This is a genomic window from Pseudomonas sp. RC2C2 (assembly GCF_018390435.1).
Taxonomy (GTDB): Bacteria; Pseudomonadota; Gammaproteobacteria; order Pseudomonadales; family Pseudomonadaceae; genus Aquipseudomonas; species Aquipseudomonas donghuensis.
Genome location: NZ_JAHBAX010000002.1, coordinates 721,875 through 740,391 on the forward strand (window position 1 = coordinate 721,875; position 18,517 = coordinate 740,391).

Below are 18,517 nucleotides of genomic sequence, written 5' to 3' on the forward strand. Positions count from 1 at the left end.
GGCCCCCAGGCTCAGGGAGTCAAGCAGCGTTCCTGCGCTGCAGGCGCTGGAGCATGGTGATCGCGATAGCCATGCTCCAGCGCCTGCAGCGCAGGCAAATCCAGAATCTCCACCACTCGGCCGTTGAGTCGCACAATCCCGAGGGCACGCAAGCGTGCAATCGATCGGCAGATGGTTTCCAGCCGCAGCCCCAGGTAGGAGGCCATGTCCTCGCGTGACATACGCAAAACAAAGCCATGGGCGGAAAAGCCGCGCCTGACGTAACAGCTGGACAAGCCAACGAGGAAGCTGGCGAGCCGTTCTTCCGCGCTCAGGTTGCAGAGCATGAACACACGCTCATGCTCGCGTACGATCTCTCGGCTCATCATACGGTTCAGGCTTTGCTGCAGTTCTGGAAACGCGTGCACCAATGTTTGCAGCCGGTGATAGGGAATGGGGCAGACCTCGCTGTCCTCCAGCGCGATGGCATCGCAGACATGGTGCTCGGTAGCGATCGCATCCAGCCCGAGCACGTCGCCAGGCATCCAGAAGTTGATCACCACGCCCAGCCCCTCGGCGTTGTTCAAACTGGTTTTAAAGCTACCGCAGCGTACGGCATAGAGCGCGTTTAGAGGGACATTGGCATGAAACAGCGCCGCACCTTTGCGGATGCGCATGCGCGGGCCGATCAACGCACCCAGGTAGCTGGGACCTAGTAGCGGCAGCCCGGTCGGCAGGCATAACCCGCTGACGCGACAGTCATTGCAGGCCGAACCTGGTGGTCGCAGGCGAATAGGGGTGACATTGCTCGCCCGCAAGGGTTGCTCTACAAGCGTGGCATTGATTCGGTCGAACATCCCAAGCCTCCTTCGCGCTCCGAGCTTCTCGATGATGCCGACGGCTCCATGACCGACGGGTGGCCCCTTGGCTACCGGGCGGCCTGCGCTCAGGTTATGGACAGCGATGCCGCAGGTCGCAGTTTTAGTAGCGTGCACCGGAAAAACAGCGAAGTGTTGATCGGCGTCAAATTCGGATCAAATACCCAGCAACCGTATGTCTGGCATGTCGGCAGTCGTGGTCTTGATAAAGATCAAGTACGCAGGTGCGTAGGGGAACAGTATCGAGGTACCAACTCCCGCAGATGAGGTGTGCGATGGCCACGAACCAAAGACTCTTGTTGGTTGCTTCCCCGCTGATGCGTCACGCTCCAGCCTATGATCGCGCCGCAGCACTGGCCAAGGCCAAAGGCATGGCGCTGCACGTTGTTGCCTTCGATTACCTCGAAGGCCTGGCTACGGCAAGCCTGGTCGATGAGCAAGCGCTGGCGGTCATGCGCGAGGGGTACGTAAAGCAGCATCGCGAGTGGCTGGAGACCCAGGCCGTGCCAATGCGACGCATTGGCCTGACGGTGACTACTGAGGTGGTCTGGGTGCAGCACGCTCTGGACGAGATATTGATCCACTTGCGCGAACAACCGTTTGCCATGCTCATCAAGGAACTCGAACACGAATCGTGGTGGATGCGGGCAATGTTTACCCCGCTGGACGTCCAGCTATTACGCGCGTGTCCGGTGCCGCTGCATTTCGTGCGAAAAGCCAATTATGCCCTGCCGCGCAAGATACTGGCGGCGGTTGACCTGTCGGTACCTGAAGACCAATTTGAAGGGTTCAACGATCAGATCATCAGTGAAGCCTTGAAGCTGGCCCTGCAGTGCAATGGGCAGGTGGAGTTGTTATATGTTTATGACCTTGGCGCCATGTATGAGGATGCGGAGGGTTATGGGGAGCATTCGTTCTTTTTCGACTCAAGCTTAGCCCGAACCTTGCACGAAGCGCAGGGCGAGGCGTTTCAGGACTTGGCCGAGCGTAATGGCATAGCTGCCGAGCACCGACACTTGCGCATGGGCGACCCCGCCAAGGTGTTGGCCGTGTTCGCTGAAAATCATGACATCGATGTGGTGGTCATCGGGCGCTACCACCATCGTGGTATCGGTGGGTTCATCGGTAGTACGGCAGAGCGAGTCTTGTACAAGTTGCCCAGTAGCGCACTGGTTATCTCGCCTGAGCACTCCCAGGGTTGATGAGCAAGGCCCCCTGAGGGGGGGCCTTGATTCATGTTTGCAGATCCAGTTCGTGCAGTATCTCGGTAACATCACCGCCTGTGTAGCGTGAGGTAAATCCCAACGTTTTGGCCAAACGATGCATGGCATAGTTGTTCGACAAATCTCGCGAAATCATGTGTTGATAGCCATTGCGCCGGGCTGCGTCGATCAAATGCCCCATCAGTAGCCTGCCCAGGCCCTTGTGTTGCCACCGTTCGCAGACCGCAACGGCACACTCGCAGTTGCAACTCCCGGAGATTGCCGCGTAGCGGCTCACTCCAATCTGGCATAGCTGACCCGCCTCATGGGTAAGGGCCACATAGGCCATACGTTGGTGGTAATCGACATCCGTCAGTTGCACCGCCATGTTCGGCACCCCTCCACTGAACCCGGCCAAAAAACGAAAGCGTCGAACTTCATAGTTGAGTGCGCCCATAAAACGCTTGTCACGCTCATGGTCCTGTTCACGCAGGGGGCGAATCAAGACGGCGGTACCGTCTGAAAGGTGTTCCACCCAATGCTCACCGACAAGTACATCGTCGCTTGGTTGCATGTTCATGTTGCCCTCCAGGAGCGTCGGCAATGCTGCCTGGAGCCTTTGTACCGTGCCGCGTCATTCGGGACCTGACTTTGATCAAATCGGCGTACGGACGCCATTCTTCTGATCTGCATCAAGCAACGATGGCCAGAGGCTTCGATGATCAAGGCAGGCACAATCATCGCCGCGTCCGGCCGGAGGTTTGCAATGGGTCAGTATCGACAGCTACTCGTGCTGCTTACTGAGGTAGACAGGCATTCGGCCGCGTTGCGCAGGGCGCTGGCATTGGTGCAGGTTAGCGGCGCTGCGGTGCATGTCCTTGGGCTATTCGAGCCCGTCGAGGAGCACACGCTGCAGGAAGAACGTCTGAATGAAGAGCAAATACTGCGCCAGTATTCGCAGTTTCGCGAGCAGCTAGCACAGATGCTTGAGCGGCAACGGCCCAGTGCTATTCGCCTGACATTCGAGACGGTGAAGTCGGACGACATTCGCGGCCAAGCTATCGACTATATCGCTGAATTCGCCCCCGACATGGTGATCAAGGACGGTGATGCCGTGCCCGCACTGGCGCGTTTGTTCAATACCCCGCTTGATTGCGCGTTGATGCGAGGTGTCCGTGGCCTCACGCATTTTGTGCCACGATCGGCTCCAGGCTTGCCCAAGCATGTGATGGTGGCAGTGGACACGAGCCTGCACGACAGTGAGGCCCTTCAGGACATATTCAACAAGGAACTGATCAAGGTCGCCCAGGCACTGGCCTTGCAATGCGATGCCCAACTGCATCTATTGTCGGCATACGACCTGACCGGGGTCTTCGTTGCCGATGTCAATGTCGCCCAGGCATGGGTCGAAGAGTTACGCGAGACCTTGCAGGAACCCTTTGAAACGTTGGCCGATAGCCAGGGTGTACCGCCCAATCGCCGGTATTTCGTTGGTGGGTCGCCGGTACAGGTCATTGGTGAGCAGGTTCGTGCGCTGGATATTGACGTTGTGGTGATGGGGGTAGTGCAGCCCAAGGGGCTGGACAAGCTGCTGGGCGATACCACCGAACGTATCGTCAGCACGTTGCCATGCAGCGTACTGGCCGTCCACCCTGACCTGGTCTTGACCTGGGAGCCGACATCATGCAGCTGACCTTTCTGGGTGGCACCGGCACCGTAACAGGCAGTAAGTTCCTGCTGACCCGCGACCGCACGCGGATACTGATCGATTGCGGCCTGTTCCAGGGGTACAAGCAACTGCGCCTGCGTAACTGGGAGCCGCTACCCCCGGCACTGCATTCGCTCGACGCCGTAGTACTCACCCACGCCCACCTGGACCACAGCGGTTTTCTCCCGGTGTTGGCCCGGGAAGGCTACCGAGGGCCCATTTACGCCACCCCGGCCACCTGTGCCCTGGCCGAAATCCTGCTGCTCGACAGCGCTCGCCTGCAAGAGGAGCAAGCCGATCACGCCAACCGCCACGGCTATTCCAAGCACTCGCCAGCCCGACCGTTGTATACCGAACAGGATGCGAAGCGGGCGTTGACCTTGTTTAGACCGCTGGAACTGCACAAGCCCACACAAATTGCCGAAGGTATGGACCTTCTGTTTCGTACGGCAGGGCATATCCTCGGGGCGGCTACCGTACAGATTTCGGCCCAGGGCCAGACCCTGGTGTGTTCGGGGGACCTTGGACGCCCCCAGGACCCAATCATGCGGGCGCCTGAGTTGATTTATACGGCGGATGTATTGTTGGTGGAGTCCACCTATGGTGATCGTTCGCATCCTACGGAGTCGACCGAGCAATACCTGGCCCAGGTGATCAATCAAACCCTTTTGCGTCATGGTATTACCCTCGTGCCGTCGTTTGCCGTAGGGCGCGCTCAACTGCTGATGTACTACCTGTACAAGCTCAAGCGCGACAGGCTTATCCCCGATGTTCCCGTTTACCTCAACAGCCCGATGGCCACTGACGCCACCAGTTTGTACCAGCGCTTTGCAAGTGAGCATCGCTTGACTGCCGCGCAGTGCGCAGCCATTTGTCGAGATACCCGTATCATACGCACGATCGACGAATCCCGACGTCTGGACCAGTTGCGTGAACCTGCAGTCATCATTGCCGCCAGCGGAATGGCGACGGGTGGTCGGGTGCTTCATCACTTGAAGGCATTGGCGCCCAATCCCCGCAACAGCATTCTGTTCTCCGGCTTCCAGGCTGGCGGCACGCGCGGCGCCGATATCGTCGCTGGCGCGCGTAGCGTCCGCCTGCATGGCGAAGATGTACCTGTTCGTGCCCAAGTCTTCGCCATGGACACGCTGTCTGCGCACGCCGATGCGGACGAAATCATGCAGTGGCTACGCGGCTTCACCAGGCCGCCGCGGAAAACCTATGTCATCCATGGCGAACCCCATGCGGCGGATGCGCTGCGTCGGCGCATCCACCTTGAGCTTGGTTGGCAAGTTTGGGTCCCCGAGTACCGGGAAACCGTTGCGCTGGATCCAACAGAATAGTGCGACCCTGAGGAGGGTGCCGATGAACACTCAAGCACGGGCAAAACTGAGGGCCTGGCTGAGGCGCCCTGGCGGCAGCTTCGGGTGGGTGGCCGCTATTGCAGCCTTCGTGGCATCGGCATCCCTTTACAGGACATTCAATCATGCGTCGCTGCTGACCATTCGTGAGCCCTTGGTCCTGCTGGCATTGACGGTGTTCAGTGCGGCGGTGGGCCTGGTCGTGCAACGAAGGTTCATGCGCAGTGTCGGCGCAACGATCTTTGCCAGGAATGCCTCAGGCTGGCAGCGCAAGTTTGCACTCCTCAACGCCGCAGCGCGGGAGTCGAATATCCTCCTGGGCATGCTGGTGCTTCTGGTCGTGCTCGGTACATCCCTGCTGTGGTTAGCCGGGCGCTCGGTAGATAACATCGTCAGAGCCTGCGAGGCGAATGTTCAGGCTCAAGTCGATGTGCCCGGTGGGGGGCCATTGGCTGCGGTGATCGCCAAGCCCGTCTGCCAGTGCCTGGCCCAAGTCTTCCTTGATCGCAATGGTGTGGTACGGCTGGCATTGTTCGATACACCATTGCTTGAAGTGGGGCAGTTCAACGAGGTGACCGAAGCGGATGAGCAGCGGTGCCTCGAACAACTGGACATGTTGCCCGAAGAAACCGCCGCAATAACAAAACCTTAGATAAGCGCCCCTCCTTTAGTCGGGCCGTTACGATCTGACGAACCCAAACACCTATGCTTTAAAGACTACCGTACAGCGAGTAGGGAGTTGGCATCATGCCCGGAGAGCCAATTCCGACCGCGAGACCACAGGTAAAGTGCCTTGCCTGCTCCCTCAGTCGGCTCTGTCTCCCAGCCAGTCTTTCAGTGGACGAGGTGGATAAGCTGGAGTGCATTGTTCGACGCAATCGCCCTTTGAAGAAGGGCGAGTATCTCTTTAAGGCCGATGAACCGATGAAACAGGTGTTTTCCCTTCGTTCCGGCGCCATCAAAAACTATCTGCTTGATACCGAGGGTTGCGAAAGGGTTACCGGGTTTGTCTTGCCGGGAGAAATGCTCGGGTTGGACGCTATTGGCGAGAGTCACTATCGAAGCTTTGCAGTGGCGCTGGACGTCTCAATGGTGTGCTCAATCAAGCTCGATCAACTGATGGAGCTGTCAGGGCAAATTCCAGGGTTGCGCTATCAACTTCTGCACATGCTCAGCTTGGGTATTCAGGGCAAAGAGGCTCACCTGGACTGCTGCCAGGGAAGTGCGGAAAAACGTCTTGCATTATTTCTGCTGGGGTTATCTGCTCGTTATCATGAACGCGGCCTGCGCGCGGACTTTTTCAACTTGCCCATGTCCCGAGGCGACATCGCCAATTACCTGGACCTGACGCTGGAAACGGTCAGCCGGTTATTCAGCCGGTTCAACCGGGACCAATTAATAGCGTGCCGGGGGCGGGAAGTACGCTTGCTTAGCCAGCAAGGCCTGGTCAGCCTTTGCCACCTGGAGCGTTAGTTCATCCTCATGACCGGCCCCCCCCGTGCCGCCAGAATCCTATCGAAGCGGTGTACCGGACCGTCCAATGATGTAATCCATTCGCCTGTAGTCGATAGCACATGATCGGCGCGTATCCAGATGCGCTGAGCGCGGATACCGTGTTCGGTACAGAGCCGAGCCATCTGGCAAGCCAGTTGGGCAGGGGCGCAGCAATAAACCATTTCGGGGTTGAACGTTTGCAGGTGCAGTTTAAGGTCTGCTTGCGAGTGGAACGGGTAGAGGCTCCTGTTGAACGCCTTCACACGGGCCAGCAGATGCTTGCATTCCTCAGGCAGGTGCGCCAAGCGGGTCCCTTGGTGCAGTAGGTGGATGTCTACCCAAGGTAGCCAGCACATGATCTCGTCGAGCGCGCACAGCAGCGGCAGTATGCCGTATCCGCGCGTGGCCACCAGCAGTCGTTTTCCCAGCAGTGGGACCGGCCATCCCGAGCCGAGCGGGCCGGAATAGGACAGCCATTGGCCTTCGATATCGAGTGGACGCGCCTTGGCGGTTGCTACCCAAAACCGCCGGTCTCTGCCCGGAAGACTGATATAACTGCAGGGTTGTGTGCTGTCGTGGTTGCTCAACAGGCAATATTGGCCGGGCATCGCTGCTGTCTCTTCCCGGTACGGGAGCTCAAGACGAAGGTATTGAATCGCCCCTTCGTCAGGCAGTTTTTGCACCAGCCGAACCCGGCCAAGTTCATTACATGCCATGGTACCCTCGGACGCGGCATCACTAATCGCACCGACTGTGTGTTCAGACTAATCGATGTCCACGGTGCCTTAGTTGATAAAGGTCAAACACAGGGAGGGACCCCGGCGCAGTATCGAACTGTCTCGATGGGAGACGGCTTTTACCGTGCCGAGGAGGTCCCCATGTCCGAAGTAACCCCAATACAGGTACCTGTGACGTCTGCTGCCATGCAGGTGCGTCTAGCCAAGCGCGCCGAAGCGATCCATCCGGAAAAGGTCATTCCAATCAAGAGCGGCAAATAGCAGGCGGATCACCGGTCACGCTGGGAGCGGGACGCTCCCACCGTTCTGGAGCATTGGCAGCACTCCTGGCGCATAGAGGTTGATCATGAGCGATTTTCTGAGCACTGAAGAGCTGGAATTGCTGGACGCCTACTGGCGTGCGGCAAACTACCTTACGGTCGGGCAAATCTACCTCAAGGACAATCCTTTGTTGAGCGTCCCGCTAACCCTTGAGCACATAAAGCCCAGGCTATTGGGGCACTGGGGTACCGCGCCCGGGTTGAACCTGATCTACACACATTTGAATCGCCTGATCAGGCAACACGACTTGAACATCATGTTTATCGCTGGCCCAGGCCACGGCGGCCCGGCAATCGTCGCCCAGACTTATCTGGAAGGTACCTATACAGAGCTATATCCGGCAGTGGAGCGCAACACCCTGGGTTTGAATCGGTTGTTCCGGCAGTTTTCCTGGCCGTACGGGATCGGCAGCCATGTTTCTGCACAGATTCCGGGGTCCATTCACGAAGGCGGTGAGCTGGGCTACGCACTGGCCCATGCATACGGTGCCGCATTCGACAATCCTGACCTGATCGTGGCGTGTGTTATTGGCGATGGCGAAGCCGAAACGGGTGCACTGGCGGCCAGTTGGCACTCCAACAAATTTCTCAATGCGGCCAGGGATGGCGCGGTCTTGCCTGTTCTGCACCTTAATGGCTACAAGATTGCCAACCCGACGGTGCTGTCCAGAATCAGTGAAGACGAGCTGTCCAGCTTATTGTACGGATATGGTTACGACCCCTATTTCGTCGAGGGCGATGAGCCTTTGGAGGTCCATCGGACCTTGGCCAGGGCATTGGATACAATCCTTGAGAATATTCGGGAAATCCAGCGCGTGGCGCGCAAAGCCAGTACGGGACAGCAGATGGAGCGACCTGCCTGGCCCATGTTGGTGCTGCGCACGCCAAAGGGCTGGACAGGGCCAAAGTTCGTCGATGGTCACCAGGTGGAAGGCACCTGGCGCGCACATCAGTTGCCGCTCGCCGAACTCGACAAGCCACAGCACCTTTTACAGCTTCAGAATTGGCTGGAGAGCTACCACCCCGGCGAGCTGTTCGACACTGATGGCGCGCTGCTGCCTGAGATCGCAGCGCTTGCCCCCACAGGGCATCGGCGCATGAGCGCCAATTCCCACGCCAATGGGGGCGTGTTGCTTCGCGCCTTGGACCTGCCCTATGTCACCGACTATGCGGTGCGTCTCGACGCACCGGGGCGCCTACAGGCAGAGGCCACGCGTGTACTGGGTACATACCTGCGCGATGTGATGAAAAACAACCTGGTATCGCATAATTTTCGCCTGTTCGGCCCGGACGAAACCGCGTCCAATCGTTTGGATGCCGTTTATGAAGTCACGGGCAAGGTGTGGATCGACCTGCTATCTCCGGACGACAATCATCTGGCCGCCGACGGCCGGGTCATGGAAATACTGAGCGAACAGGTCTGTGAAGGTTGGCTCGAAGGCTACATCTTGTCCGGCAGGCATGGATTGCTGTCCTGCTATGAGGCCTTCATGCATATTGTCGACTCGATGATCATTCAACATGCCAAGTGGCTGAAAATAGCGGCTCAAGTGCCATGGCGCAAACCCGTTGCCTCGCTCAACTGCTTGCTGACGTCCCATGTCTGGCGTCAGGATCACAACGGTTTCTCGCACCAAGATCCGGGTTTCCTCGATCTGCTGGCCAACAAGAAGGCCGATGTAGCGAGGATCTATCTGCCGCCGGACGCCAATTGCTTGCTCTCTGTGGTCGATCACTGCCTGCGCAGTCGCAACTACATCAACCTCGTCGTGGCGGGCAAACAACCGCAATGGCAATGGCTTGACATCGACGCGGCGGCCCGTCACTGCCAACGCGGCATTGGCCGTTGGGCCTGGGCCTGCCAGGACGATGACGACCCTGATGTGGTGATGGCGTGCGCAGGCGACGTGCCGACGCTGGAAACGCTGGCCGCCGTGACCTTGTTACGCGAGCACGTTGCGGATTTGCGTATCAGGGTGGTCAATGTTGTCGACCTGATGGTGCTGCAACCGTCCCAGCAACACCCTCATGGGTTGCCTGACAACCAATTCACTGAGCTGTTTACCCAGGACAAACCGGTTATTTTTGCCTTTCACGGTTATCCGGCGCTGATACACAGGCTGGTGTACAAGCGCGCCAATCACGAGCACTTTCATGTGCGCGGCTTTCGCGAAGAAGGGGCGACCACCACGCCGTTCGACATGGCGGTTATCAATAACCTGGATCGTTTTCAGTTGGCGCTGGATGTTTTCGAACGGGTACCGCGGTTGCAGGATCGCGTGGAACAGGCGAGGGCACGTTATTGGTCCACCCTGGAAAAACACAAGCTCTACCTGATCGAGCATGGTCAAGACATGCCTGAAGTGTCGAATTGGCAATGGACGCCGGCGCTCACCAGGTGAAGCAGGGGCGGCTTTACACCAGCAGGTTTGCCACCAGTGCGGTGCTGTCGAGCACTTGCAACTGACCGTTCACGTAGTCGGTGGGTAGACGAAATGGCGGTACACTGTCGGCGATCACGATGCGTTCGAACAGCGAGGTATCGAACAGTTGGCGGCCTGTGGTGAACAAACCATGGGTTGCCGCCGCGAACAGGCGAGTGGCGCCTGCTTTACGGCAGGCGTGGCCGGCATGGATGAGGGTTTGGCCGGTGCTGATCAGGTCGTCAAAAATAATGGCGGTCCTGCCTGATACGTCGCCAACCAGATGCGTGCCTGTGAGGATCGCCTGTTCGCGATGCTTCTCGATCAGTGCGCTGCCTACGGGGTGGCGCAGTTGTTGCTCAAGTGCCTGGCGAAACTGTTCGGTGCGCTTGATGCCTCCAGAGTCTGGTGAGGCCACCACCACAGGTCCGTCGGCGACAATCGGCGCGAAGTACTCAGCGAACAACGCTGTGCACTGCAAACTCCACGTCGGGATGCGAAAAGCATTGTCAAATGCGGCCGGATTATGCACATCCAGCGCAATCAACTGGTCCACGCCGCAGGCCTCCATCATGGCCGCGATGTAGCGAGTGATGGTGGCGTCCTGCGTTTCGACCCGGCGATCCTTGCGCCCATAGCACAGGTAAGGGGTAACCACCTTTACCTGGCAGGCACCGGCGTCCTTGAGTGCGTTGCAAAAGAACAAAAGGCGACAGAGCTTGTCATGGGCACTCTGTTGGTCATCGCCATAGAGCGAATGAATCACTACGACCTGGCAGCCATTGACCGTCACTGTTGGCCAGCATTTATGCTCGCCGTCTTCATAGTTGCGTTCTGCATGCGGCGCCAGTTGCCACCCCAGCCGCTTGGCCACGCCAGTCGCATAGGCTTCACTGCCTCGCAGGGCAAACAGGAGTGGACGGTGGCTGTGCATGACGGGGCTCCACTGGCGGGTTTCATGCCAACATAAGCGCTAGCCGAAGTAGCGAGCAGGACGCTGGCGGGCATGCCGGGGGTATGCGTCAAGCCTGACGTTGTCGGCTTGCCAAGCCTTGATTTTTATCAAGAGAAGCGCTGGGCAAGCTTCGATAATTGCATGGCCCAGCGATGTCCGATGCAGGAGAGAGCGAATGAGCCAATACCGCCAGCTGTTGTTGATCCTCAACGCGGTCGATCCGAGATCAGCAGCGCTGCATCGAGCTGTATCGCTGGCCAAGGCCTGCGCTGCGACCTTGCATGTGTTGGGCGTATTTGAGCCCTCTGAACTGCGCCTGCCCCATGAGCGCGGAGCCACCCACGTCGTTGATGCTGCATTCGGGCATTTCAAGACGTCCTTCAACGACTTGATGGAGGAGCAAGACCATAGCGTGCAATTGACCTACGAGGTGATACAGGCCGAGGATTCGCATCGCCCGGTGTTGGACTACATCACCGCGTTCAATCCAGACATGGTGATCAAGCGTTGCGAGCCAACCTCGTTGCTCGCACGGGCCTTCCATTCTTCGCTTGATCATGCACTATTGCGCCATTACGAAGGGCTGATCCATTTCGTTACCGCCAATGCTCCGGTCATGCCTCGACACATTGTGATCGCGGTGGATGTATCGGACCCTGGCCCGGAGCAGCAGGCATTCAATCAGCAGCTGATTGGCACTGCCCAGGGCCTGGCATTGCAGTGCAACGCGCAACTTTCCCTGTTGTCCGTGTATGACCTGCCCGCACCGCTCATGGCCAATGCCAGCCTCGCCAAACCCTGGATCGACGCATTGCGCGAAGCACTGCAAGCCCCGTTTGATGCATTGGCGCACGCACATGGCGTTCCCCTGGCTCATCGGTATTTTCTGCAAGGTGCCCCTGTTCTGATCATTGCAGAGCAAGTGCCTGTGTTGGCGATCGATGTGCTGGTCATGGGGGCGGTGCAGCCCAAACGCTGGGCAAAGCTGATTGGCGACACCACGGAGCGGGTCGTCGGTCAGGCCATGTGCAGCGTGCTAGCTGTCAAGCCTGCGAAGCCAGCACTTGGCTGATACTGCGGCTGCGGTGGCTCTCCACCAGCTGGCGTGTAGATGTATTGACGCACCGCTAAGGAAACGCTGAAAAAGACTCCTATCATCACTAAGTGTGAATCGCCTGCACACGCTGCCGGAGCGAGTCTAGTCATGATTGCCATACGAGAGGCCTGGAAAGCGGGCTTGTTAGGACGTGAGCATTGGCTTCGAAATATCGTCTCAGGGGTCATCGTCGGCGTCGTGGCGCTGCCCTTGGCCATGGCATTTGCCATCGCCTCGGGCGTCAAGCCGGAACAGGGGGTCTACACGGCCATTGTCGGGGGAGCGCTGGTTTCGCTGTTCGGCGGTAGCCGGCTTCAGATTGCTGGCCCCACTGGGGCGTTCATTGTCATACTGGCCAGTGTGACAGCCAAGTACGGCGTTGATGGCTTACAGATCGCGACATTGATGGCCGGGGCAATTTTATTACTGCTTGGTCTCACCAAGCTGGGCGTCCTCATCAAGTTCATCCCTGACCCCGTCATTGTGGGATTCACCGCCGGCATCGGGGTGATCATTTGGGTCGGGCAATGGAAAGACTTTTTGGGTTTGCCGCACACTAACGGCAATCATTTCCACGAGCGGCTGTGGAACCTCATCCAGGCACTGCCCAGCCTGCATGTGGCCACCACCCTGTTAGCGCTATTGAGCCTGGCGCTGATGATACTCGCTCCTAGATTACCCGGTATCAAGCGTGTTCCAGGCCCCCTGATCGCCATGGTGGTTGTCACGGCGTTGCATGACTACTTTCAGTTCGAGGGCGTGGCCACCATCGGGAGTGCCTTTGGCGGTATCCCTCAAGGTCTTCCCAGCCTGGGGCTGCCTGCAATCACGCTACCCCAGGTCATCGAGTTGATTGGCCCGGCGTTTGCGATCGCGATGCTCGGGGCAATTGAGTCGCTGCTATCGGCTGTTGTGGCGGACGGGATGGCCGGTACCAAACATGACTCCAACCAGGAGTTAATCGGACAAGGCCTTGCCAACCTGGTCACGCCTTTGTTGGGTGGCTTTGCTGCAACAGGTGCGATTGCGCGAACAGCGACCAACATCCGTAATGGTGGCAACAGCCCGATTGCGGGTTGTATCCACGCCCTCACATTAGTGGTATTGATCTTTTTTTTGGCTCCTCTGGCTTCGGATATCCCGCTGTGCGTGCTGGCGGCGATCCTGTTCGTGGTCGCTTACAATATGAGTGAACTGAAACACTTCACGCGCATGGTCAAACGAGCCCCCAACGCCGACGTTGCCATCCTGCTCATTACTTTCAGCCTGACCGTATTCAGTGATCTGGTGATGGCGGTCAACATTGGGGTCATTCTTGCCATGCTTCAGTTCATGCGTCGCATGGCCTCCTCGGTGGAGGTTCAGCTAATGGTTGAAAAAGAACTAGAGACAGAGTTGCGTCTGAATGGGCACGTGCAACTTCCCCACGGGACTTTGGTTTATACCATTGAGGGGCCTCTCTTTTTTGGTGCCGCAGAAACCTTTGAGCGCGTTCTGGCCCACACACACACCGATCCTGGGACTTTAATTATTCGATTAAAGCGAGTGCCATTCATGGACATCACGGGTTTACAAACGCTGCTCGAAGTCATTGAGCAACTGCGTCAGCGCAACATCCTCGTGAAGTTGTGTGAAGCCAACGAGAAAGTCCTCGGCAAGCTCGACAGGGCGGGGATTCTTCAGGCGCTCGGCGCAGAGCATTATCATGCCGACTTCAGTGGTGCACTGGGCCGTTGTGTCGAGGTCGACAAGCCCCAAGGCTAATGTGGGCATGCGCGTATGATCGGGAACTTGCCCTCAGCCTGGAAACTGCGCCCCTAATCAGCGCGCACAACCGTGCGGCTTGGCGGCGGCAACTGATGGGAGGGCCGTCAGCGGGCGGCGCCATGTCGCACAACTTCAATGCAAAACTCCTGTTCGAAGGGCGGCACGTGACATTCGACGATGTCAGTGTCGGCGACTTGCAGATGCACGCCAACGATGTCGGCCCGGATTGGCTGCTGACAGATGTGCCGGTCGACCAGTACCGCGGTATGCACCCGACGTGCCCCCAGTTGTGCCAGGTACGCGCAAGTACGTAGGAGCGAATGGCCTTCGAACAGCACATCATCGACAACCAGCAAGGTGGTATTGGCCAGGTCCAACCTTGCCAGCGCCGGGTTCTCGGTCAATTGCGTAAAGGTATGCAGCACTTGCAAGTCGTCGGCGTAGCGCTTGACCCGCAAGGGGAAAAGAGGGAGTTCTGGTTGGGCGGTCTGACGCGCAATGTAACCGCGTAAACGTTGCGCCAAAGGCTCCCCCCGGCGTTGGATGCCAATCAGTGCGGCATGAGCCGGGGGTAGCAAGGTCGCGGCCTTGCGCGCCATCGCTTGGAGCACGTTATCGAGCTCATTGCTGTCATACAGGCATAACCGCTGACTTGCCAGTAGGATCGTCATTGCCTTCTCCTGCCCGTAACCCATCAATACGTGTTGCCCAAGGCTGTGGCGGACGCCGGCCGCGTCCCCCTTCTGCAGCCGACGAGCCTCGACATCCTCGGCACCACCATTGCGAGTGCGTTTTTGATCAATGTAGGCCGGTTCGCACTGGCGTGATTGATATTGATCAATCGCGCGCAACTCAACGCTCGGTCCTGATCGTGCAGGTTGATAAAAATCAACGCACAGGCCAACGCGACAGAGGATTCTGAATCGATAAAGAAGGTGCTTGATCCGGCGCCCGCTCATCAACGTGGCCTTGCGTAAAACCCAAGCCACCCACCTGCGCATGGCTTGGACCAGCGTTTGGGCGGCACGACCGAGCAGGTCCTGCATCAGGTTGCAGCCGGGACCTGACCTTACCAAGCGACAGGCTTTATCGCCGCGCCGGAGACTCTCGATGTTTGAACCTCAGTCTCGATTCATCGACCTGGTGGGCGTTGAATTATCCGCCGACTTGCGTTTGCCGGCGAACACTCGCGCCCTGGTGATCTTCGTACATGGCAGTGGCAGCGGTCGTTCAAGCCCGCGTAATCAATATGTGGCCGATGCCCTGGCCCAGCGGGGACTGGGCTCGCTGTTGTTCGACCTGCTCACGGCACCGGAGCAGCGCCTGGATAACCAGACCCGGGCGTTGCGTTTCGATATCCCGCTGCTGACCAAGCGATTGATTGATGTGATCGACTGGGTCGGCCGGGACCGCTAATTGCGCTTGCTGCGCATCGGTCTGTTCGGCGCCAGTACCGGTGCTGGCGCGGCACTGGTGGCGGCAGCCGAGCGCGCTGACATGGTAGGGGCGGTGGTCAGTCGGGGAGGGCGAACCGACCTGGCAGGGCCAGCGCTGGCCCGGGTGAAGGCACCGACCTTGCAGATGGTCGGCGCACAGGATCCTGTGGTGTTAGATTTGAATCGCCAGAGTAGTCGGGCCCTGCGGTGCGAGCAACGACTGGCGGTGGTGACAGACGCCACGCATCTTTTCGAAGAGCCCGGAACCTTGGAGGAAGTCGCCAGACTGGCCAGCGACTGGTCTGAAAGATACCTCCAGCCCCGCACGTCTTAGTCAACGGCCAGCACTCATCGTCATACGCCAAACGGATAGGTTTCGTCTTCCGGTTCCAGCTGCTGGGTTTTCGGGAGTGGCAGCGCGGTGACTGGGCTGGTTTGCTCGAGCCAGAGCATGGCATCGAATTGGTCAGCCAGCACTGACTCGAAGTAGTGGCTGAGACGCTCGCTTTCGGGGCGGTAAATCACTCCAATCGCCCGCTCCAGCAAGGGGATGGACAGCACTCTGCGCAGATCTTTTCGCTGCGGGTCTCGCCAATCGGTCAAGGAGGCCGCAACCCCGGCGGTTAAGAACTGATGCTCCCAGCTGTCCGACCGCGAATGGCGAATGTCTTTGATCAACATCTCGCCGTCCCAATCATCGGCGGCCGCCACTTTGCCTCGGTCGGTGGCCATGCCGATCAATGCAACATCGCGTCCGAATGCATGACGACACAGTTGACCGATATTGAACTGACCCTTCCAGCCCATTTCCGTGGCGCCCGCGTTGCCGATATGGGAGTTGTGTGCCCAGACCACCGCCTTGGCGTGTGGGCCCCGGTGTTCGAGCAGGGCACGCAACGTATCGAACATGTGGCGGTCACGTAGGTTCCAAGAGGCTGTCGACCCTCTATAAATCGCGCGGTAGTACTGTTCCGCTGCCATGACCACCCGGGCGTTCTGCGTGGCATTGAAGAACGCTTCGTCGTTGCGAATGAGCCCGGTCAGTTGCTCAGCCAGCATGATATTGAGCTGCTCGACCACCAGCTGTTCACAAGGCATTATACCGCCACGCTCGACGAAATGGCCGTACAGCGCAGGATCATCCTGCCAGGGGGTCAAGCAGCCATAGCGCCGTCGGGCTTCATGGGCCAGATGCGGATCGACCCGGTCCAGATAAGCCAGTACTTCATGAATGGAATTACGCAAGCTATAGACGTCCAGGCCGCGAAACTCGACGCGACGATCAGGCGGTTGCAAGTGATTATGTCGATGCAGCCAGTGGGCGAATGCCTTCACCTCGCTATTGCGCCACATCCAGGTCGGAAATCGACTGAAGATATGGCGCTTCCACGCTGAATGCGCCAGTCCTCGGACGTACTGGTCGACATGACCGGCGTCTGGCCAGTCTGCTTCAACCGCCACGATACTGAAGCCGTGCTGCTCAATCAGCCGTTGGGTAATCGCGGCCCGGGCTCGATAGAACTCGCGGGTTCCATGGCTCGCCTCGCCGATCATCACAATGCGCGCATCGGCGTAGCGATCGAACATTTCGCCAAAGGCGGGGGCGTCCAGCGCCGGCAACGGCTCGGCGTATTGACGTAACAACGGGGCTATGTGCGCCCTGTCAACGTGATGCTGCTGGCCGTAGAGTTTCTCCAGCATATTGCGCGAAGGAGCGTTCATGATCGTCATCCCCAACGGGTGGATCGTTGTGCCGGTTCTCGACTCGCTGAGTTAATGCTTTGAACATGTGGTGTTCTCCTGCCTGATTATTCCTACACCGCAGCCAACAGCGTCGATTGAGTTTTATCAATAAAGGGTGCGATCGCAGCTATCGATGATGACGTAAACGTAGTTGATAAAGATCAAGCACGGGGCAGGGGCCTGGCGCAACATCAAGCTGTCTCCAAGGGAGACAGCCTTTACCGAGCCGAGGAGGTCACCATGTCCGAAGTAGCCAAAAAAGTACCCGTGACGTCAGTTTCCAGCCCTTCTGCGAAGACAGTGCCATCAAGCACCGAGCCCGAACTGTGGCGCCCGTTTCAGCAGTTACGGCGTCAGATCGATAGTCTGTTCGAGGACTTCGGACGGCGGCCGTTGCGTATGCCTTTCAGCCACACGCCATTCGATGTCGAGCCATTCTGGCGACGAGATCTGTTCACTCATGGCCTACCGGCGCTGGATATTTGTGAACTGGCTGATGAGTACCGCATCAGTGCTGAACTGCCGGGTGTGGAAGACAAGGATATTGAGATCAAACTCATCAATGGCAACCTGGTTATCCGCGGTGAAAAGCACGAAGAAGTCGATGAGAAGCGCAAGGAGTATCACCTCTCCGAGCGCCACTACGGCAGCTTCGAGCGCGTATTCCAGTTGCCGCGCGAGGTCGATGCCGAAAAGATCAACGCCCAGTTTGCCAAGGGCGTGTTGCAGGTGCGTCTACCCAAACGCTCCGAAGCGATTCAGCCGGAAAAAGTGATTCCGATCAAGAGCGGCAAATAACAGACCGATTGCAGGTCGTTCTGGGAGCAGGACGCTCCCAGCACCTGAATAAGCTGACGCTGCTGACTCGCCAAAAAGCCATGCTGAACACGACGTTCGCGCCCAGGACCTTTAGTTTAGGGCTATGGCGCAGATGCCCGGGGCTAACGCTATTTGGCTTTCCAGTATTTCTGCATTTCAAGAAACAGGAAAGACGCCGTCCAGGTGATCAGCACTAAGCCGGTCAACGCCTCAAGCCCCGTCAGGTACTTCAGGTTACCGTTGGGCGCAATGTCGCCGAAACCAATCGTCGTGTAGGTCGTGAAGGAAAAGTAAACGCAGTCCATGAGCGAGCCGTCGAAGTTTCCGCTCAGCGTCCCCCAACCCGCCGCGTTGGCCATGAGGTAATACGCCAGCGCGAAGCACCAGACCTCCAGCGCATGTGCTACCAGGGCGCCGAAGACGCCCACGACGATCCGAAATCGGCTCCAGAGCCTGAGCCGTGGCAACCAGTCGTTCAAACGCAGCAGGCATTCGTAGTGAATGATCACGACACCAATGACCACCGCTGTATTGATCAGTGCGACAGAAACCATATATGCCTCTTTGCCCGGTAGCTCACCGGTGGGGGGGACTGGTCC

General features: G+C 58.2%; 16 protein-coding genes and 1 pseudogene. 10 read left to right on the top strand and 7 right to left on the bottom strand.

What is annotated here, in order from left to right; translation table 11 throughout:
• Positions 1–11: 11 nt before the first annotated feature.
• Positions 12–836 carry a helix-turn-helix domain-containing protein gene (locus KHO53_RS21955; RefSeq protein WP_213570834.1) on the bottom strand — a complete coding sequence of 275 codons (825 nt, stop codon included), beginning with the start codon at positions 834–836 and terminating at the stop codon, positions 12–14.
• Positions 837–1,132: 296 nt separating this feature from the next.
• Here KHO53_RS21955 and KHO53_RS21960 point away from each other — a divergent pair, with 296 nt between their 5' ends.
• Complete coding sequence (locus KHO53_RS21960; RefSeq protein WP_213570835.1) at positions 1,133–2,059, top strand: universal stress protein; 927 nt, start codon at positions 1,133–1,135, stop codon at positions 2,057–2,059.
• A gap of 31 nt (positions 2,060–2,090) precedes the next feature.
• Here the strand turns inward: KHO53_RS21960 and KHO53_RS21965 are convergent, their stop codons facing one another.
• The gene (locus KHO53_RS21965) at positions 2,091–2,639 is read right to left on the bottom strand and encodes a GNAT family N-acetyltransferase (protein WP_213570836.1); all 549 of its coding nucleotides are present in this window, start codon (positions 2,637–2,639) and stop codon (positions 2,091–2,093) included.
• 186 nt (positions 2,640–2,825) lie between these two features.
• Here KHO53_RS21965 and KHO53_RS21970 point away from each other — a divergent pair, with 186 nt between their 5' ends.
• The 4 genes from KHO53_RS21970 to fnr all read left to right on the top strand — a co-directional run bounded on the left by KHO53_RS21970 (position 2,826) and on the right by fnr (position 6,601).
• Positions 2,826–3,752, top strand: coding sequence for a universal stress protein (locus tag KHO53_RS21970; protein WP_213571252.1), 927 nt, complete (start codon positions 2,826–2,828; stop codon positions 3,750–3,752).
• Positions 3,743–5,110 (top strand): MBL fold metallo-hydrolase RNA specificity domain-containing protein, encoded by a 1,368-nt coding sequence (locus KHO53_RS21975; protein ID WP_213570837.1) that lies wholly within the window; start codon positions 3,743–3,745, stop codon positions 5,108–5,110. Before KHO53_RS21970 ends, KHO53_RS21975 begins: the two co-directional genes overlap by 10 nt.
• A gap of 22 nt (positions 5,111–5,132) precedes the next feature.
• Complete coding sequence (locus KHO53_RS21980; RefSeq protein ID WP_249684640.1) at positions 5,133–5,780, top strand: hypothetical protein; 648 nt, start codon at positions 5,133–5,135, stop codon at positions 5,778–5,780.
• Between the two features lie 95 nt (positions 5,781–5,875).
• A complete protein-coding gene (gene fnr, locus KHO53_RS21985; protein WP_213570838.1) occupies positions 5,876–6,601 on the top strand; it encodes a fumarate/nitrate reduction transcriptional regulator Fnr in 726 nt (241 codons plus the stop codon).
• Here the strand turns inward: fnr and KHO53_RS21990 are convergent.
• Positions 6,598–7,338, bottom strand: coding sequence for a hypothetical protein (locus tag KHO53_RS21990; protein WP_213570839.1), 741 nt, complete (start codon positions 7,336–7,338; stop codon positions 6,598–6,600). The genes fnr and KHO53_RS21990 overlap by 4 nt on opposite strands.
• A gap of 367 nt (positions 7,339–7,705) precedes the next feature.
• On the opposite strand from KHO53_RS21990, the gene KHO53_RS22000 reads away from it, so the two are divergent.
• A complete protein-coding gene (locus KHO53_RS22000; RefSeq protein ID WP_213570840.1) occupies positions 7,706–10,081 on the top strand; it encodes a phosphoketolase family protein in 2,376 nt (791 codons plus the stop codon).
• A gap of 13 nt (positions 10,082–10,094) precedes the next feature.
• Here the strand turns inward: KHO53_RS22000 and KHO53_RS22005 are convergent, their stop codons facing one another.
• Positions 10,095–11,036, bottom strand: coding sequence for a ribose-phosphate diphosphokinase (locus KHO53_RS22005; RefSeq protein WP_213570841.1), 942 nt, complete (start codon positions 11,034–11,036; stop codon positions 10,095–10,097).
• A gap of 196 nt (positions 11,037–11,232) precedes the next feature.
• Between KHO53_RS22005 and KHO53_RS22010 the strand changes: the two genes are divergently transcribed.
• Both KHO53_RS22010 and KHO53_RS22015 read left to right on the top strand, forming a co-directional pair.
• Positions 11,233–12,129 carry a universal stress protein gene (locus tag KHO53_RS22010; protein ID WP_213570842.1) on the top strand — a complete coding sequence of 299 codons (897 nt, stop codon included), beginning with the start codon at positions 11,233–11,235 and terminating at the stop codon, positions 12,127–12,129.
• A 132-nt stretch (positions 12,130–12,261) separates the two neighbouring features.
• Positions 12,262–13,917, top strand: a complete 1,656-nt coding sequence (locus tag KHO53_RS22015; RefSeq protein WP_213570843.1) for a SulP family inorganic anion transporter — start codon at positions 12,262–12,264, stop codon at positions 13,915–13,917.
• A gap of 107 nt (positions 13,918–14,024) precedes the next feature.
• Here the strand turns inward: KHO53_RS22015 and KHO53_RS22020 are convergent, their stop codons facing one another.
• Positions 14,025–14,591, bottom strand: a complete 567-nt coding sequence (locus tag KHO53_RS22020) for a phosphoribosyltransferase family protein (RefSeq protein ID WP_213571256.1) — start codon at positions 14,589–14,591, stop codon at positions 14,025–14,027.
• Between the two features lie 439 nt (positions 14,592–15,030).
• On the opposite strand from KHO53_RS22020, the pseudogene KHO53_RS22025 reads away from it, so the two are divergent.
• Positions 15,031–15,690: pseudogene (locus KHO53_RS22025) on the top strand (dienelactone hydrolase family protein).
• 20 nt (positions 15,691–15,710) lie between these two features.
• Here KHO53_RS22025 and KHO53_RS22030 read toward each other — a convergent pair.
• Entirely contained in the window at positions 15,711–17,078 is a 1,368-nt protein-coding gene (locus tag KHO53_RS22030; RefSeq protein ID WP_213570844.1) for an erythromycin esterase family protein, read from the bottom strand.
• 261 nt (positions 17,079–17,339) lie between these two features.
• On the opposite strand from KHO53_RS22030, the gene KHO53_RS22035 reads away from it, so the two are divergent.
• Positions 17,340–17,897 carry an Hsp20/alpha crystallin family protein gene (locus KHO53_RS22035; RefSeq protein ID WP_213570845.1) on the top strand — a complete coding sequence of 186 codons (558 nt, stop codon included), beginning with the start codon at positions 17,340–17,342 and terminating at the stop codon, positions 17,895–17,897.
• A gap of 149 nt (positions 17,898–18,046) precedes the next feature.
• Here the strand turns inward: KHO53_RS22035 and KHO53_RS22040 are convergent, their stop codons facing one another.
• The gene (locus KHO53_RS22040; protein ID WP_213570846.1) at positions 18,047–18,472 is read right to left on the bottom strand and encodes a potassium channel family protein; all 426 of its coding nucleotides are present in this window, start codon (positions 18,470–18,472) and stop codon (positions 18,047–18,049) included.
• Positions 18,473–18,517: the final 45 nt, after the last annotated feature.

Bases quoted from the DNA above. Each gene is read 5' to 3' on its own strand.
- KHO53_RS21955 (WP_213570834.1), bottom strand. From the start codon at position 836: ATGTTCGACCGAATCAATGCCACGCTTGTAGAGCAACCCTTGCGGGCG.
- KHO53_RS21960 (WP_213570835.1), top strand. From the start codon at position 1,133: ATGGCCACGAACCAAAGACTCTTGTTGGTTGCTTCCCCGCTGATGCGT.
- KHO53_RS21965 (WP_213570836.1), bottom strand. From the start codon at position 2,639: ATGAACATGCAACCAAGCGACGATGTACTTGTCGGTGAGCATTGGGTG.
- KHO53_RS21970 (WP_213571252.1), top strand. From the start codon at position 2,826: ATGGGTCAGTATCGACAGCTACTCGTGCTGCTTACTGAGGTAGACAGG.
- KHO53_RS21975 (WP_213570837.1), top strand. From the start codon at position 3,743: ATGCAGCTGACCTTTCTGGGTGGCACCGGCACCGTAACAGGCAGTAAG.
- KHO53_RS21980 (WP_249684640.1), top strand. From the start codon at position 5,133: ATGAACACTCAAGCACGGGCAAAACTGAGGGCCTGGCTGAGGCGCCCT.
- fnr (WP_213570838.1), top strand. From the start codon at position 5,876: ATGCCCGGAGAGCCAATTCCGACCGCGAGACCACAGGTAAAGTGCCTT.
- KHO53_RS21990 (WP_213570839.1), bottom strand. From the start codon at position 7,338: ATGGCATGTAATGAACTTGGCCGGGTTCGGCTGGTGCAAAAACTGCCT.
- KHO53_RS22000 (WP_213570840.1), top strand. From the start codon at position 7,706: ATGAGCGATTTTCTGAGCACTGAAGAGCTGGAATTGCTGGACGCCTAC.
- KHO53_RS22005 (WP_213570841.1), bottom strand. From the start codon at position 11,036: ATGCACAGCCACCGTCCACTCCTGTTTGCCCTGCGAGGCAGTGAAGCC.
- KHO53_RS22010 (WP_213570842.1), top strand. From the start codon at position 11,233: ATGAGCCAATACCGCCAGCTGTTGTTGATCCTCAACGCGGTCGATCCG.
- KHO53_RS22015 (WP_213570843.1), top strand. From the start codon at position 12,262: ATGATTGCCATACGAGAGGCCTGGAAAGCGGGCTTGTTAGGACGTGAG.
- KHO53_RS22020 (WP_213571256.1), bottom strand. From the start codon at position 14,591: ATGACGATCCTACTGGCAAGTCAGCGGTTATGCCTGTATGACAGCAAT.
- KHO53_RS22030 (WP_213570844.1), bottom strand. From the start codon at position 17,078: ATGAACGCTCCTTCGCGCAATATGCTGGAGAAACTCTACGGCCAGCAG.
- KHO53_RS22035 (WP_213570845.1), top strand. From the start codon at position 17,340: ATGTCCGAAGTAGCCAAAAAAGTACCCGTGACGTCAGTTTCCAGCCCT.
- KHO53_RS22040 (WP_213570846.1), bottom strand. From the start codon at position 18,472: ATGGTTTCTGTCGCACTGATCAATACAGCGGTGGTCATTGGTGTCGTG.